The organism is Vallitaleaceae bacterium 9-2 (genome assembly GCA_038396585.1).
Classification (GTDB): domain Bacteria; phylum Bacillota; class Clostridia; order Lachnospirales; family Vallitaleaceae; genus UBA1351.
In genome coordinates this window covers 81,373-98,295 of record CP121691.1, presented here as the reverse complement: position 1 = coordinate 98,295, position 16,923 = coordinate 81,373, and the positions used below count along the sequence as shown (strand labels likewise).

Below are 16,923 nucleotides of genomic sequence, written 5' to 3'. Positions count from 1 at the left end.
CGTTTTCTCCATACCAATATTTTTACTACTTTTATTGTTTTAAATGCTTATCAATCTCGCCAAACAGCTCTTCCCTACTTGGAATGATGGAAGACCACTTTAGCTCTCCGTTAATATATACACAGGGTAGATTTTTAACCCCCATTTTTACGCAGCGAGCTATATTCTCTTTTTTGGTGAATTTATATTCGATAAGATCGATTTGTTCTTTGTATGCTTCACCTGCAACATTCATAGCATCCATCATATATGTACACGCCGCACACGTTGCTGAATCAAGGGTAAACACTTCAACAAGTGGTTTTTCAAGGTGTTGATAATCCGGAAGTTCTACCTCTATGTCTTCCTTTGGTGCTTCATAATTTTTAACCATCTCACGCACTGAGTCCGTCTCGCGAACTGCCTGGGCTATTCCAATAGTATTTTCTGCCGGAACAGCATACGGCATATCACACCCAGGAGCAATGATGAGATTATCGCTACCTAGTTCGTCCAACATATTCACCACATATTTCATATTTTCTTGCTGGGTTCCATGGAGCATCAATGTGGTTAAGGGAATATTGCCTCCAATCGCAACATTATACTGATCTGTGATGGCTTTTGCCGCTTTCATCTCTACATTTTCATCCACTGAAATGGAATCCGGTCCTGTCTGACACATCACCTCAATCTGGCGCGTTGCATTGCCACAAACAAAAAAGGAAGATGCTTTGCCCTTTGCGCGTATGTAATCATATATCGTCTTAAATGCCTCATGACACATACTGCTAAAGTGTTCCGGTGATATCTGAGAGGCCAATGGATCAACGACTGCGATAACATCCATTCCTGCGTCTATATACATGTCACACATCTTAAGCGCTGTCGTTGTTGTGTATTCCATAAGCTTTTTCACATAGGCTTCATCCAAAACCATGTCCATAAAAAGGTTGTTCCCTCTAAGATGTGATGCCAAGGTAAACGGCCCGCAAATCAATCCATATAACGCCGTATCTTCTCCATAGGCCCTATACATCTTCTGCATTACATCCAAAATCATTGGAAGTCGTCCTTTGTCCGGTTCCGGTTGTTTACAGTCACAAAGCATCTGTGTCGTATCTTCCAACGGATGTGTCTTTACTGACGGTGGCGCTTCATCTGCCCACACCAATTCACACCCCAAAATCTCTGCTTCCACTTGCAAATCAAAAACAACCGGCATCCCATCAGGTGCATATAACTCTTTCACCTTTTTTAACGCTTCAAAAAGCAGCTCACCATCGGTGAGTACTTGGGTCGCATTTTTTCCGATGAGTGCTCCGGCATGAACGCCTGCAAAGGGTACCCACGGCGCTCTATCTGTTGTTTTATGATTTAATGTATTAAGAATACGTTCTTTTCCTGTCATGATAAGGCTCCTTTTCTACTGCACAATGTGCTTAAGCTGTTAATAACATCTTCGCTTCTTCTGCAGCCGTTGCCGCATCCGCTGTATATTTATCCGCTCCGATTTCCAGTGCGTATTCATCTGTGACCGGTGCACCTCCGACCATAACCTTAACCTTATCTCGAATCCCTCTTTCATTGATGGCCTCTAGAACGGTTTTCATATACGTCATGGTTGTTGTCAATAGGGCTGACATACACACAATATCTGCCTCATGCTCTTCAATTGCCTCGACATATTTTTCCGCTGATACGTCAACACCTAAATCAATAACTTCAAGCCCAGCTCCTGTTAACATCATGGCTACAAGGTTTTTACCGATATCATGCAAGTCCCCTTTTACCGTTCCTATAACAACCTTTCCAATGGACTGAACACCTTCGGATGCCAAGAGTGGTTTAATAACATCTAATCCACCGTTCATTGCCCTTGCTGCTATCAACACTTCAGGGACAAAGACTTCATTGCGTTTGAATTTTCCTCCGATAACACTCATCCCTGATAAAAGTGCTTCTAGAATTTCAGAGGCAGGTGCACCGCTATGCACTGCTTCTTGACATAATCGTACCACTTCCGGCATATTTCCTTTTTGCAACAACTCACTGATTTGCTCATAATTTTGACTCATCATATTACCTCCTAATAATCATATTAGCTTCATTCTAATCTGTTTTTAGCCTCTATGATAGAAGTTCGTTATCACTTTTGGTAATATCTTGAGGTCTATTCGACCACTTTGTTCCGATACACTTGTCGTACAATTTCTGCCGCACTCCCGGCATCAAGGGCATAATAATCCGCCCCTACATTTTTCGCATAATGCTGTGTCACCGGTGCTCCCCCAACAAAAATCTTAACTTGATCTCTAAGTCCGGCCTGTTCAATCGCTTTAATCGTCTGTTTGATTTGAATCATCGTTGTTGTTAATAATGCCGACATGGCCACAATATCCGGTTGATATGCTTTGATTGCTTCCACAAACGCTTCCGGTTTTACATCAACACCCAGGTCAATAACTTTGGCTCCCGTACCAACCATCAGCATCTTCACAAGGTTTTTGCCAATATCATGTAGGTCCCCTTGAACCGTTCCTATGACAACAACTCCTTTATATTCCTGCTTGGCATCGAGTAAGGGACCCATGACATCAAGTGCAACATTAAAGGCTCTTCCGATGATAAGCACCTCCGGTACAAACAGCTCATTATTTTTAAATTGCTGCCCCACATCTTCCATGACCGCTAACATACTTTCAATAATTTGGCGACAATCACAACCACTGTCTAAGGCTTGAATGACATTTTTACGCGTTTGCCCTGAATTGCCTTGTCGCAGTGAAGAATTTATTATTTCTAATCTGTCCATGTATACCCACCTTTATTTCTACACCATCATTATAAATACATCTTTCGATATTTTCCCGGCGTCATGCCTTCAACTTTTTTAAACACTTTGGAAAAATAGCTTTGATCAGAAAATCCTAACCTTAATGCGATATCGCTAATACTTTGTCCCGAATCCACCAAGTATTTTTTACTTTCTTCAATACGAATCTTTGTCATATAATCGATAAAGGTCATCTTCATTTCTTGGCTAAACATTCTTGAAAAATATGTTGGACTTAAGCCAATGGCTTTAGCGACATCTTCTAAACCAATATTATTTTGTAGGTTCTGATTCATATACATAACCGCTTTTCGCATAACCCCGATTTGCTCTTGCTTGTTTGTATCCATCGGAAAAACAAATAAAATAATATCTTCCAAAACTTCCATAAGATTCATACATATAGTCTCAATATCTTCTAAATCATAGGTTTTTAAGAACATATCCTGCGTTACTTTAGATATCTCTTCATAACGCACGCCACCTTCAACCGCCGCTCTTGACATAACGACTACAAGCTCTAGTGTCATTGCAATGATTTTTTTGTTATCGCCTTTATGCATAAAAAATATATAGCCAAGGAGCTCATTAAGAACTGCTTTTGCAGATGATGCATCACCTTTGATAATTGCTAATGCCAAATCTTTTTCCAGATAAATCGGGTAGCCCTTGCCCGTTGTTGTTGCTAAGGGCAACGTTTCTTTTATCTCTTGAATACGTTCACTAATGGTACGTTGTTCATCATAAAAGGCTTTTTTCTTTTCCAGAACATTTTTATGGTCTGACATAATATCTTTTGCCAGTATTGTCAACAGCTCCAACTGATATCTTGCAACATTTGGAGAGATCATCGGGATTAATCGATACAAGTTTTTAAGCATCTGCTTTTCTTGATGCGGTAGCAGCATTTTTTTAACGGTCATATCCACTTCATAATCATCGGGTTCACTCATATGTACCGGGCCTGCAACAATCGCTCCCTTAAACAGTTTACCGCTGGTTAAGGCGACACTATAGTTAATCAACCCGGCAGGACAATAGGATATATAGGCTTCACCAAGCGTCTGTGCCTGCCTGCTCGCCTCTTTATGCGCTAATTGACATGTATACGCACTTTCAGGCAGATTTTGAAGTTTAACACAGTAATTTCTACGCTCACCTTCACAATATAAAATTTTGCCTTCTTCATCAGTCAAGATACATGGAATCCCTGTGGTATTATAAAAGATTCCCATAGATACGCGAATATGTTCAAGCTCTTTTTCATCAAAATTCATTGGTATCTTCCACCGTCTTTCATCACCTAGATTTTCATACACTTTAATGGTTTCTTGGCTCTGTTTGATAAAAAGGCGTTATTCTCAAGATGAGAATAACGCCCTTCACGTTTGTTTAATACGTACATTTTTTTGCTTCGTCGGCAAACACTTTTATAAGCTCTGGATTTGCATCAAAAAAATGATCTGAAGGGGATAAAATAAATCCGCCACCTTCTCCTGCCTCGTTAAAGCATTTTCTTACTGCACTTCGAACCTCTTGTTCTGATGCGCCCATAAAATACTTTCCTTGATCAAAGCCGCCAATCATGGCCACTTTATCACCGATACGCCTTTTTGCTTGTGCTAAGTCCACATCGCCTCCCATACCAACCGGGGTAAATGTCTCTAGTGCCGCAGGCTTCATCGAGGCCAATTGTTCCAATATAGGCATCATGCCACCACATGTATGGTATGCAATTCGTTGGTTAAACTCCTTTGCCTTTTGAATAATCTGACTGTCATAAGGCAATACAAATTGCTCAAGAATTGTTGGAGAAATAACTGTTGAGGATGCATCTCCACCGCCTAGTTCCAATATGTCAAAAGCAGCTTTATCCAACGAATTGACATAGGTCATCTTTCGATGATGAAGTACTTTTAAAAACTCATGTACCCACTCAGGGTCATCAAACGTTTCCATAATCAACGGTTCAATACCAAATAGACACGCTGCATCTTGCCAGCATCCAGGCTGACCATAAAAAGGAAAACTGGGAATCATTCCTCGTATTAGCGCTTTATTGCCTGTCTGTGCTGCAACTTTATTAATCGCCTCTACATCACATTGTTCTATCGGTGCATATTGAGCAATCACATCAATATCACTTTTTTCTTTAACGAGATGTTCGCCTACCCAGCAAGTATATTCATTGCATTGTTTTACCATGGTCAGTTGTTTTTTGGGTGTATGAATCGTATATCGAATCGTTTTATAATCGGGGTCCGGAAGCTCTTGAGCTGTTACACGCCAATTTTCACTTTGCAACACCCCATCTTTTATGAATGTTCCCGTATTATCTGCACCTTTGATTTCATGTATCCAAACAATCGGATCTAAGCCGACCTCCTCAAAAAAATCATCCACACTGATATCTTTCATGTACTTTTTTAAAAAATAGTCTTGAACATGATGGGTCGTCACTGGCAGCCTATCTACAGGCTTTTTATCCAAGACATTCAACATTCTAATCCTAGATTCCATAATTCTCCTTATACTTTATGTGCGCGTTGTCAGCAAGTTTATAACTTAGAGTTTTCTAATGTAAAGCGAACAAGCTCATCGACTGTTGTATATGCTAAGCATGTGACTGTATCTGCTCCACCATAGTAAATAGCAATACGTCCGGTCGCTTCATCGGTTAACGCTGCACAAGGAAAGACAACATTTGGCACATCACCAACACATTCATAGTCGTGTCTTGGGTTTAATATATATGGTTCTGTTCTGGCAATAACTTTCCAAGGTTTTTCTAAATCAAGCAATGCCGCTCCCATATGGTATACATAACCGTTACATGAAGTCAACACACCATGATAAATCAACAGCCATCCTTCGGACGTCTCAATTGGAACAGGTCCTGCTCCGATTTTCGTGCTCTGCCACCAGCCTCTAGGTTCCATAACATGTCGGTGTTGTCCCCAGTGAATTAGATCTGGACTTTGGCTATAAAAAATATCGCCAAAAGGTGTATGCCCCGAATCACTTGGACGACTTAACATGGCAAATTTTCCATTGATTTTTCTTGGAAAAAGAACTCCATTACGATTATATGGAAGCAATGCATTTTCCATCTGATAAAATGCTTTAAAATCATAGGTGTAGGCAATGCCTATCGTTGGTCCATGAAATCCATTGCACCATGTCACATAATATCGGTCTTCAATCCAGACTACACGTGGATCATAGGCATAATCAAATTCACTGACTTGTTCAATATCGCCTATGAACTCTATCGGTTTTTCGTCAATATCCCAGTGGACACCATCCTTACTAAAACCGGCATGAATACGCATCTCTCTTCGCGTATCGTCCACACGAAAAACGCCTGCAAACCCATCTTCAAATGCAACCACTGCACTGTTAAAGATACTGTTTGATTTTGGTAATAAATCACGCGGTATAATCGGATTCATTGATGAACGCCATAACACATCCTTGCATCCTTCAGGTTTATCTTCCCATGGAATATTTTCCAATACATTTCCAATAATTTTATATTCTTTCATCGTCATTTCTCTCACTTTTTTATCATCGTTAATTATTGAATGGGATTGGGTTCTTCATATCCCCAATCCCATTGGCAGTTAACATATTATTATTTTGAACTTAACCATTCATCATATTGTGCTTGAAGACCTTCAATCACTTCATTAATACCTGCTGCTTCTAACTTCTCATTAACCTGTGGTAAATATTCTTCTGGATCCACAAGGCCAAGACTGATGCTTGCCCAATATTCTTCATTTACATTGGTGATGGAAGCTAATTGCATCTTATAAGGTTCAAAGTCCGGTGTAAAGCCAAGTGTTGGTGCTTGAACACATGCATCGTTAAACTCTTCGAACTTCTCCCACTTGTCATCTGGTGTTCCTTCAAAAGAGTATGTGTTAAAGAGATTTCCTACTGAGAATGCAGGGAAGTTATAGTTATTATTTCCTTGTTCTGTGCGTGCAATATGTGTCTCATCAAGTACTTCATAATGTACGTCTTCAACACCATAATCAATAAGGTTAATGACATATTCATCTGTGTAAAGTAAGTTTAAAAACTCCATTGTTTTTTCTGGATGCTCTGAAGTAACAGATATACCTTGCATTGCTCCTCGCGTTGATCCATTATTTGCAAATGGCTCATGAACAGGTACAAGTTCAATTGGTGTTGATGAGAATACATTGTTTTGCCAAACGATTTCAGCATAAGGTTGATAATGTGCTTTAGCAACAAAATACTTTCCTGCTTGTTTGATATCACGCGTTAAGCTTACAGTTCTATCTGGATGCATATAACCTAATTCACTGTATCTATGCATCGTCTTAGCGATTTCTTTGAATGTATCTGTTGTATATTTGTTTAAAATTGTGTCCCCGTCAAACTCGATAACAAAAGGACTTGTGTCGCCTAGGATTCCACCATCCATACGAATAAATGGTCCACCATCTTTGTCAAATGCAAGAGGTAGGATTTCTGGTTCATTTTCTTTAATGACTTGTAGTAATGGCTCTAAGCTTTCAAGGTCAGATACTTGACTAAGGTCCATATCATACTTATCCACAAGGTCTTTGTTAAAGATCCACATCGCTTGCCATCCAAGCTCTTTATTCGTTGGTAAGGCATATATCTCACCATTTACCGCTGCTCCTTCAAGAAAAAGAGGGTTTAAATTTTCTTTGACTGCCGGTGCATATTCATCGACCAAATCATTAAGCGGTAACAATGCGCCTCTGGCAACATTTGTCGCATAGTCATTTGCCCATGAGCATGTAAACATTAAATCAAATGGCTCTCCTGAGGCAATCTTAACTTGCATCTTTTGTGTATACTCACCCCAGTCAAATTGTGTAATTTTAACTGTAGCGTTAATTTTTTCTAATAGATACTCATTAAGTTTGTCATTAACCATTCCCATGTCCTGTTGTGGTGTTCCGATTGTATACCATATCAACTCAACAGGGTCTTCTTTTTCTGTTATTGTCTCTTGTGTTGTACCTTCTGTTTTTGAATCAGTTGTTCCTTCTTCCTTTTTGCCACATCCAACAAACAAGGACATAACCAATGTTAGTGCTAACATCATTGCTAATAATCTTTTCATGTTTTTCCTCCCTTAATACTTTTTAATCGGTTCCCAAGTTAAAGCAGCTATGTTTTACCACTGTCTTTAGCTCTATGTAAATTATAACGTGCCGTCTCTATTCTACTAGTTGCATTTATTTAGTTTCACTGTAAAAAGTTAATCGCACTATCCAAAGCCCACAAATTCTTTTTAAAAAAGCACTTGAATATATTTATATTAACTAGACTTTTTTTAGTTCCACACTTTTTTGCCCTAATTTTCACCTTGCCTATAGTGGACATTCACTATATATCATATTATAATTAATGAAGCAAGTAATATTTGACCAATAGATTGAGGTTACCATGAAAAACTTATATTCCTACAATGCATCTTTTAAAAAAATCATCACTTTTTACACTATAATAACCATCATTGTTATTATTGGATTATCCACTTCTTTTTTGTGTATGATCTACACACGTTCCAAAAATAATATTCAAAGTCAAAACACAGTCATCAATAATGCGATTATTGAACTTGTCAATCAAAAATACTTCCAGGCACATAACGCTGTAAAAACTTTATACGCAAACGCAAACTATCAAGAAACCATTATAACATTTTTAGATATTGGTATGGATGAATTTCTTTTATATTCTCTTGACCAATTTTATAAAACCAATCTTTCTCCAATGAAATTAATGGGCGTTTATTTTGAAAATATTGTTAATGCAGACCCCAGTATTGAAAGTATTTCTTTATATAGTAATAACGAATTTATCTACACCTATGAACGTGCCAACAGCTTTTTTTATCGTCAAGGAACAGAGCAAGCCACCACTTACAGTGAAATTATCAAGGAACTCAACCTTAGCGGTAATTATTCCTTTCAACCTCATGTCAAAAAACAAAACGGTGATTATACCTTTGATATTATCATTCGCATACAAGATTCAAGTACCCTGATTAATAAAGGCTATTTGATCTTTACCCATAATTTAGATTCCGAGATTGATACCCTTTTACGATCCGGTGCGAATGATCATTATGGAGATTTTATTCTGGCTCACAACAGCGGAACTGTATTATACGACTCCTCAAACGGATTATTTGACGAATCTAGCATTAAAGAGATTATCGCCACAAATGACGACAGCATCATTGAAAGCTCCAACTTCGATCATCATTTTTTTGTAACGCCCATAGGTAGCACCGATCTTGCACTCATTAATTTTACCCCAACAACGTTGGTATATAAGCTCATGCGACCAACATCTTTGATTATTATTGTCAGTGCAATCCTTAGCATTGCCTTAATTGTTTTTTTAACCTTCACCTATTCACATTCTTATTCTTATCGATTAAAAACGATTACAGATGCAATTGATAAAATTAAGACCGGTGATTTTACTTCCCGAATCCAACTAGACACCCGCCAAGATGAACTTGGCTCCATTGCACAAAATTTTAACGTCATGTGCCATGAAATAGAAAATTATATCGATAAAGTATACGTTCTTCAACTTAAACAAAAGGCGGCAGAACTTGAAGCTTTGCAAGCTCAAATCAATCCGCATTTTCTCTATAACACCCTAGAAAACATACGTATGAGAGCAGCTATTAACAATGATATGGATGTCAGTAAAATGATCTATATCTTAGCTACCTTCTTTCGAAAATCATTAAACTATGACACGATTATCACCATCGAAGAAGAAATCAACCATAGCCGCCTCTACCTTCAATTATTTCAAATTCAATATGTAGACAAACTACATGTTGATATCGATATCGATCCGGCAGTTTTAAGCTATAGCATCATAAAGCTTAGCATCCAACCTATTGTGGAAAACTATATTGTTCATGGTATCAACTTAAATCGTAACGACAATAAAATTATTATAAAAGGTTTTATTCGTGATGAAAATATCTGGATAACCATCTCGGATAACGGGTGCGGAATGGATCAGCAAACCTTAGATACCATTCGTTCTACACTCGATCACAGTATCGATGCCAAAAGCATCGGGCTCATCAATGTCCATGAACGGTTGCAAATTCAATATGGCGCTTCCTATGGTCTAAGTATTGAATCGACCCTTGATGTAGGAACCACCGTTACGCTTCGTTTACCTTGTCAGAAGCGATTAACATAAATTTTTTTAACAAAGGAGATTAACCATGCATACTGTAATATTAGTTGACGATGATCCGTTTATTGTTGATGGTCTCAATGTTCTTATCGATTGGAACGCACTGGGATTAGAAGTTATCGGCAAAGCCCATAACGGTGTGGAAGCATATGCTTTATACCAAAAGCGTCCTGCAGATATCATTATCACCGATATTAAAATGCCAGAAATGTCCGGCATCGAATTGATTGAAAAAATCAAGGCAGAAAATGCGCAATGTAAATTCATCATCTTAAGTGGCTTCAATGATTTTGAGTATGTCAAAGAAGGCATTCGCCTAGGTATTGATAACTATCTGACCAAACCTGTCAATATGGACGAACTACAAGATACTTTAAAAACAGCCACAGAGATACTCGATAAACAGACAAAGCCGGCATCTTTCTCTGTCAACACCGACGAGCTAAACATCTTGTTAAATACCATCTTGTATCGTTGTATTACAGGAAAGATATCTATTGAAGAAGTGATTAGTCGCGCCGACTTACTCAATATTACTGTTGATAGCTCTAACTATTTAGTCGCACTGATTCGTGGCATACCTAATCAAGATGGCGAAATTGTTTCAGAAGATGTTCTATATGATAACTGCCTAAAAGTTCCAAACATCATAGACAATGCCATGATTTTTAACGATTTATCTGGCGACTTAGTTATTATTTTTCATGGCAACTTGGATCCATCCGGGTTCTTATCCGTTACCGGAGAACTATTAGAAAAACTTACTGCCCGATTCAAAGCCAAACGCATTCCCATTCAAGCTACTATTGGAACTTTGGTTAGTTCTTTTCGCGAAGTGCAAAAAAGTTATGTACAGGCCCTTTCCCTATTTGATTACTTTTTGGTACATCCAAGTAAAACTGTATTAAAACCAGGAGATATTATCACTCAAGAACATTCCCAACCCTTTGATATCGACCATGACCTTATCTCCAAATTAGTCGCCGAAGCAGACCTTGAAGGATTAAACATATATATTGACACTCTCTTTAATAGCTTGTCCATGCATTCGATTTCAAACCCTGACATACCAAGAATCATCGTAATGGAAATCTTCATCCAACTTAGCCGTACAAAAAATTATATGCTTGATTCGAATGAACTGTTTCTTCGCGAAATCAAATTCCTCTCTGAGCTTCATGGCGTCACGGATATAAACGATTTAAAGCGACGTATTAAGCAAGTTTTTGCCGATCTGTTTAAGCATATATCCCAACAGAACATGGACATGAATCCCATTATCTGTGAAATCATCAAACACCTACAGACACACCTAAGCGAAGATTTATCCTTAAAAAAATATTCTGTAAAGTACAATATCAATCCCACATATTTGGGTCAGCTGTTCAAAAAAGAAACTGGCATCTCCTTTCCAAAGTATTTAAACAATTACCGAATCGAAAAGGCGAAAGCCCTATTATTGGAAAGCCACGATAAGACCGCTAATATCGCCAAAAAAGTCGGTTACTCGGATCCAAATTATTTTTACCGAACATTCAAAAAATATGTCGGCCTGTCTCCTTCTGACTTTAAAAAAAGGTAGAAAACAAGCCATCGGAAATTCCGATGGCTTGTTTTTTCTTACCGTTTTAATTTAGAAGCATCGCTTATGCAAAGGTAATCTTATACGTTTTAACTTCAAAAGGTTTAATCTCAAAACTAAACTGCTGCCCCTCGACTTTCTCTACATCCCCAATAGCACGTTCCTCAAGATCGCATTCAACAACCGTTGCCAATGCTTTAAACATCTTGACGTCACACCGGGTTCTTTTATTATGGACTTCATATACACGAAGAATATATCCCTTGTCTTCGCTTTGTTTTAGCACTTCACAAACCACATTATCTTGACCTATATCAACCGCTGAAAGTTTTGCCGGAAGTTTTCCGCTCGCGCCTTCCACAAGCTGTACATACAATGCTACATTCAATTTATATGCTTCTTGATTGGTTCCACCAATTTTAAAATCTCCCTTATGCGGATATAGAGAATACACAAACTGGTGTCGTTCTCGATCCGCATCTTCGTTGGGAATCGTCGGTGATTTAAGTAACGTAAGGCGCATATTCTGATCTTTGATATCGTACCCGTATTTACAGTCGTTCATTAAGCTTACCCCATAATTACCTTCAGATAGATCTGCCCATTTATGACCACAAACCTCAAACTTGGCTATGTCCCAACTTGTATTCCAATGTGTTGGTCTTTCCACATTTCCAAATTGAATATCATACGCCGCTTTTTCTGTATGAATATCTACCGGAAATGCTGCTTTAAGCAATATATGTTTTTCCTTCCAATCGATATCATTTTCAAAATCAACACGTGGTATATCTCGGTAGACATGCATTCTTTGGATAAGCGTCGAATTCATGAATTTACGCTTAATACAAAGCGTCCCTTCCAATCCGTTATTGCTTTCAACCTCAATTGACTCAACGTCTTCAATTTCCCACATTTTTTCCTGATAATAAATATTAATATCCCAAGCATCCCAGTTATGCGGCTTATCCTCAAACGCCTGCAATACGTTGCCTCGTTGCCCTGGAATCAATACTTCTCGCGCCTCTTTTTTATCAAAAAGGGAAACAATACATCCTGTTTCATCTAATTGAATTTTAAAGAATTGATTTTCCAAACATTGCTTTGAAAGAATAAGCGTATTATCGATAGGTGCTTGTACCTGAGCTCTATCTACTATCTCAAAGCTTTTATATCCTTTTGACGGAATTGTTCCATAAAAGGCAACATATCCATCTTCATAGACACTTTCAATCTCCTGTCCATCATCATAGATAACTACAGGATTCGGATATTCAAATCGAACCAAATCATAGCGCTCAAAGGACAATGAATTAAAGACAACCACTGCTTTTTTACCTGTTGCCACTTCTTTTGCTATACTTTCAAGACGACTTTGAAGCGTCGCCTCACCGATTTGAATAATTTCCTCGTACTGTTCTTTGGAATCTTCATACACTTTCTTAATCGATGATCCCGGAATGATATCATGGAACTGATTTAAGCAGATAATCTCCCATCCTTTGTCAATAATCTGTGTAGGATAGGGTGTGTCATTAATAATCTTTGCCATGGATGAAGCCCATTCAAGGTCTTCATATAAAAACTCTGACTTTCGGTTATAGCGCTTATTTCTTGCCATACTCGTAAGCGTACCCCGGTGATATTCAAAGTAAAGCTCTCCAACCCATCGGGGAAGTTTCTTATTATCCGATACATTCTTATCCAGCGTCTCAAAAAACTCTGTCGACGTGCTCATTTTTACTGTAGGAACCCCTTTGACACCTTGTTCTAGGCGCTTAGCCGTTTCGAGCATTTTTTTGGTCGGGCCACCACCGCCATCACCATAACCAAAACTAATAAGCACTTCATCGCTAATATCTTTTTGCTGATATCGCTCCCAGGCTCCTTTGACCGAGTTAACATCTATATTTCCGTTATACGTTGTCATAAATTTTTCAGGTAAATCATCAAAATTTGCTGTTGTAATAAAATGCGTTAATATTTTTGTTCCGTCCAGCCCCACCCAGTCAAAGGTATCATAGGGAAGTTTATTATACTCATTCCAACTGATTTTTGTTGTCATGAAGTAGTCTACTGAGGATTTTTTTAATATTTGAGGCAATGCCGCACTATATCCAAAAACATCCGGAAGCCAGAGGATTTTGCTTTCTTTTTCAAATTCATCTCTAAAATACTTTTTGCCCAATAAAACTTGGCGCACCAAGGATTCACCTGAACTTAAATTACAATCCGCTTCGACCCACATAGCACCTTCTGGTTCCCAGCGTCCCTCTTTAATACGTTCTTTGATTTCTTCATACATCTGAGGGTCATCCTCTTTAATGAACGTGTAGTTTTGGGGTTGACTCGACATAAAAATATAATCATCGTATTGTTTCATCAATTCCAAAACCGTCGCAAAGCTTCGGCGAACTTTTTGACGCGTCTGTTCAAGATCCCATAACCAGGCTACATCGATATGGGTATGCCCAACACATCGTGCCACCACATTGTTCTTAGAATCAAGCTTACTGTAATATTCTCTTTCAAGACACTGGGTTGCTTCATGAATACTTTGATAATATTCTTGTGTGTAAGGAATTCGCATATCAATCCTATTTACTGCTTTGGTTAAACATTTAAGTGTATCAATCCGGTCTTTATCTTCCTTGGGCAGGAGTTTGCATGCCTCAAGAGGAATCAGCAAATCGTAGTATAGTTTTTCAATGGCATCATCAAGGATAAGAACTGCCTGTTCACATTCTGACAACGTATCTAAGGACCCGTTATATGCCTGAAGCTCAATGTCAAACCTTTCTCCAAGGTTAGAATGGTTCGTTAGTAAAAACTCTGTGTGATTAATATCCATACCTTGCTTTGAACTTCCATTAACAAATGCAAGGAACTGGGGATTATGAATGTCCCATCCGCCTTCTTTACCTGTAATCACTCGATATATTAGTTTTTTTCCTGCAAGCTGTTCATCGATTTCTATCGATGCCTTAAACCATGCATATTTGCTGTCACGCCCCCAACGTCCTCCCGGTTCAAAGTCACACCATGCATCTTTGTGTGCACTAGCTTCTTCTGGAGAAAACGCTTTGATTTTTTTATAAACTACATCTGTCACTTCAATTTTTTTTACATATTTTTGTTCATTTAACTCTTCTACAATCTTATTTATTCGTTCAATCTCAAAAAACATTATTTACCTCATTTTTTCTCAATAAAATTTGTTGTTTTTTTAGTCACCATTACTTATAAATTGATGGGGGTATACCATATTTTTTCTTAAAAGCTACCGAGAAATAATTTGGATCTATAAACCCGAACATCTTTGCAACTTCTTTAACTGACTGCCCATTTTTCAGTTGACTGCAGGCAGCGTGAAGTTTCTTATCAAGAATCCATTTTCCGACGCTTTGATGAAACTGTTCTTTGACAATCCGCTGTAGATGTCTTGAACTAACATAACACTCTTTTGCTACATCCTCTACCGTAATTTTTGCCGCCAAGTTTTCTGATACATATGCATCTGCCTGTATAACAACCTCGCGCATTCTCTCCATATGAACCCGGTCAACTTCTGAGGAACCAATGAAGCGTTCTATCATATCCAGACTCAATAACTCAAGGAGCTTATCTGATAAATCCAATCGGCTTTTTTTTATCTCACGATCAATAAGCGGCAGATAATGAAACAAGTCTTGGCAGTGCTCTACCACTGTTCTATGTCTATGCATAAAATCTCCGACCACTGACACTTCCTGTTCACCCGTTACTTTTTCAATACGTAGTCCAAAGAAAAAAAGATATAACGCAGAGTCTTGTGACGACTGAATCTCATGAAAGAGATAAGGCTCTGCAATAAAAATCGTCCCTTCAGATATGTTAAAACTTTCCTTGTTGTGTATGAATCGCCCTTGTCCATATAGACATAGACAAATCTCATAATTATTGTGCCGGTGGATGTTGTTTGATAGCATATGCTTAAAGCTCACATAATTGTGATAGTCTATCGTTAGCCGATAGCCTCCGACTGTATACCTATAGGGTTTTTGGCTAGGTACATACACCTTTTCAATAAAACTTTCCGCATCAAAACAATTGTTCATATACACCCATCACCACACTATCTTTTGTCCTAATTTCTAAGATTTTTGACCTTTTTTCATTCCTATCTTTTTCCTTATCAATGCTATAATACGTTCAATATAACATTGATACTCTTAATAAAAATAAACAGCACATGTATATGGAGGTTAATATGACTGGTCGTGAACGTATTATTGCAACATTTGAAAGAAAACAAACCGATCGCACCCCTTTTTGGAAGGGTAATCCTATTGATGAGCAAGCCAATAAAATAGCTGCTCACTTTAATACAACGCCCCATCCTCTTGATTTATCCGAAACCCTTAATGATGATATGGTTTGGTTAATGGCAGACAAGTACTGCTGGAAGCATCCCGACCAAAGACCTTTCTTTGATTTTCGTCAAGGAGAAGCGCTTCATCACCTTGGGGAAGGCGGAAAACTTAAGGATGCGCAATCAATTAAAGACATCGAGGCCTTTGAATGGCCTAATATGCAATATCTTGACTTTAGTGAATATCGTGAACTCCTTCTTGATGCAAGAGCACGCGGTTTCGCTGTAGCTGGTGGATTCTGGTCACCTTTTTTTCATAATATGTCCGATTTTTTAGGGATGGAAAACTATTTTATCAAAATGTATACACATCCTGAGTTGGTTGCCTATCTTACCAACAAAATGGTTGAATGCTACTTAGAAGCCAACCGCTTATGCTTTGAGGCCGTTGGTGATTTAATTGATATCTTTTTCTTTGGCAATGATTTTGGAACACAAAATGATCTTCTGGTAAGTCCTGAGGCTTTTGATACCTTTGTTTTGCCATATTTTAAACAGCTCGTTGACTTAGGCAATCATTATGGCAAGTATGTTATGCTTCATTCTTGTGGTTCCATCTATCGTGTTATTCCCAAGCTCATTGCTACCGGCATCCATGCACTTCATCCCCTTCAAGCCCTTGCCGCAAAAATGAGTGCTGATGAATTGGTGCAATATAAAGATCAGCTAATCTTTTGTGGCGCCGTTGATGCACAGCATTTGCTCCCTAGCGGCACTCCTGAAGAAATTCATCGCACCATCCGCCAGCTAAAAGAAAAACTTGGTCCCGGATTTATCGTATCCCCTTCACACGAGGCTCTTATGACCGATGTCTCCATGGCAAATGTTACCGCTTTATCTGAAGCAGCTACCGGTATCTTACTCTCCTAA

General features: G+C 38.4%; 12 protein-coding genes. 3 read left to right on the top strand and 9 right to left on the bottom strand.

Features of this window, described 5'->3' with window-relative positions; translation table 11 throughout:
• Positions 1 to 31: 31 nt before the first annotated feature.
• The 7 genes from QBE53_00450 to QBE53_00420 all read right to left on the bottom strand — a co-directional run bounded on the left by QBE53_00450 (position 32) and on the right by QBE53_00420 (position 7,943).
• On the bottom strand, positions 32 to 1,390 hold the full coding sequence (locus QBE53_00450) for a uroporphyrinogen decarboxylase family protein (protein WZL81611.1): 1,359 nt from the start codon (positions 1,388 to 1,390) through the stop codon (positions 32 to 34).
• Between the two features lie 31 nt (positions 1,391 to 1,421).
• Complete coding sequence (locus tag QBE53_00445) at positions 1,422 to 2,057, bottom strand: corrinoid protein (protein ID WZL83247.1); 636 nt, start codon at positions 2,055 to 2,057, stop codon at positions 1,422 to 1,424.
• 95 nt (positions 2,058 to 2,152) lie between these two features.
• Complete coding sequence (locus QBE53_00440; GenBank protein ID WZL81610.1) at positions 2,153 to 2,794, bottom strand: cobalamin-dependent protein; 642 nt, start codon at positions 2,792 to 2,794, stop codon at positions 2,153 to 2,155.
• A 29-nt stretch (positions 2,795 to 2,823) separates the two neighbouring features.
• The gene (locus tag QBE53_00435; GenBank protein WZL81609.1) at positions 2,824 to 4,092 is read right to left on the bottom strand and encodes a helix-turn-helix domain-containing protein; all 1,269 of its coding nucleotides are present in this window, start codon (positions 4,090 to 4,092) and stop codon (positions 2,824 to 2,826) included.
• A 115-nt stretch (positions 4,093 to 4,207) separates the two neighbouring features.
• Entirely contained in the window at positions 4,208 to 5,335 is a 1,128-nt protein-coding gene (locus QBE53_00430) for a uroporphyrinogen decarboxylase family protein (GenBank protein WZL81608.1), read from the bottom strand.
• Between the two features lie 38 nt (positions 5,336 to 5,373).
• Positions 5,374 to 6,360 (bottom strand): glycoside hydrolase family 130 protein, encoded by a 987-nt coding sequence (locus QBE53_00425; protein WZL81607.1) that lies wholly within the window; start codon positions 6,358 to 6,360, stop codon positions 5,374 to 5,376.
• A gap of 89 nt (positions 6,361 to 6,449) precedes the next feature.
• Entirely contained in the window at positions 6,450 to 7,943 is a 1,494-nt protein-coding gene (locus QBE53_00420; protein WZL81606.1) for an ABC transporter substrate-binding protein, read from the bottom strand.
• A 326-nt stretch (positions 7,944 to 8,269) separates the two neighbouring features.
• Between QBE53_00420 and QBE53_00415 the strand changes: the two genes are divergently transcribed.
• Both QBE53_00415 and QBE53_00410 read left to right on the top strand, forming a co-directional pair.
• On the top strand, positions 8,270 to 10,063 hold the full coding sequence (locus QBE53_00415; protein WZL81605.1) for a sensor histidine kinase: 1,794 nt from the start codon (positions 8,270 to 8,272) through the stop codon (positions 10,061 to 10,063).
• A 25-nt stretch (positions 10,064 to 10,088) separates the two neighbouring features.
• Complete coding sequence (locus QBE53_00410) at positions 10,089 to 11,642, top strand: response regulator transcription factor (GenBank protein WZL81604.1); 1,554 nt, start codon at positions 10,089 to 10,091, stop codon at positions 11,640 to 11,642.
• Between the two features lie 64 nt (positions 11,643 to 11,706).
• Here the strand turns inward: QBE53_00410 and QBE53_00405 are convergent, their stop codons facing one another.
• Together QBE53_00405 and QBE53_00400 are read right to left on the bottom strand one after the other, a co-directional pair.
• Positions 11,707 to 14,829, bottom strand: a complete 3,123-nt coding sequence (locus tag QBE53_00405; GenBank protein ID WZL81603.1) for an alpha-mannosidase — start codon at positions 14,827 to 14,829, stop codon at positions 11,707 to 11,709.
• Between the two features lie 49 nt (positions 14,830 to 14,878).
• On the bottom strand, positions 14,879 to 15,739 hold the full coding sequence (locus QBE53_00400) for an AraC family transcriptional regulator (protein ID WZL81602.1): 861 nt from the start codon (positions 15,737 to 15,739) through the stop codon (positions 14,879 to 14,881).
• Positions 15,740 to 15,891: 152 nt separating this feature from the next.
• Between QBE53_00400 and QBE53_00395 the strand changes: the two genes are divergently transcribed.
• Complete coding sequence (locus QBE53_00395) at positions 15,892 to 16,923, top strand: uroporphyrinogen decarboxylase family protein (protein WZL81601.1); 1,032 nt, start codon at positions 15,892 to 15,894, stop codon at positions 16,921 to 16,923.

Bases quoted from the DNA above. Each gene is read 5' to 3' on its own strand.
- QBE53_00450 (WZL81611.1), bottom strand. From the start codon at position 1,390: ATGACAGGAAAAGAACGTATTCTTAATACATTAAATCATAAAACAACA.
- QBE53_00445 (WZL83247.1), bottom strand. From the start codon at position 2,057: ATGAGTCAAAATTATGAGCAAATCAGTGAGTTGTTGCAAAAAGGAAAT.
- QBE53_00440 (WZL81610.1), bottom strand. From the start codon at position 2,794: ATGGACAGATTAGAAATAATAAATTCTTCACTGCGACAAGGCAATTCA.
- QBE53_00435 (WZL81609.1), bottom strand. From the start codon at position 4,092: ATGAATTTTGATGAAAAAGAGCTTGAACATATTCGCGTATCTATGGGA.
- QBE53_00430 (WZL81608.1), bottom strand. From the start codon at position 5,335: ATGGAATCTAGGATTAGAATGTTGAATGTCTTGGATAAAAAGCCTGTA.
- QBE53_00425 (WZL81607.1), bottom strand. From the start codon at position 6,360: ATGAAAGAATATAAAATTATTGGAAATGTATTGGAAAATATTCCATGG.
- QBE53_00420 (WZL81606.1), bottom strand. From the start codon at position 7,943: ATGAAAAGATTATTAGCAATGATGTTAGCACTAACATTGGTTATGTCC.
- QBE53_00415 (WZL81605.1), top strand. From the start codon at position 8,270: ATGAAAAACTTATATTCCTACAATGCATCTTTTAAAAAAATCATCACT.
- QBE53_00410 (WZL81604.1), top strand. From the start codon at position 10,089: ATGCATACTGTAATATTAGTTGACGATGATCCGTTTATTGTTGATGGT.
- QBE53_00405 (WZL81603.1), bottom strand. From the start codon at position 14,829: ATGTTTTTTGAGATTGAACGAATAAATAAGATTGTAGAAGAGTTAAAT.
- QBE53_00400 (WZL81602.1), bottom strand. From the start codon at position 15,739: ATGAACAATTGTTTTGATGCGGAAAGTTTTATTGAAAAGGTGTATGTA.
- QBE53_00395 (WZL81601.1), top strand. From the start codon at position 15,892: ATGACTGGTCGTGAACGTATTATTGCAACATTTGAAAGAAAACAAACC.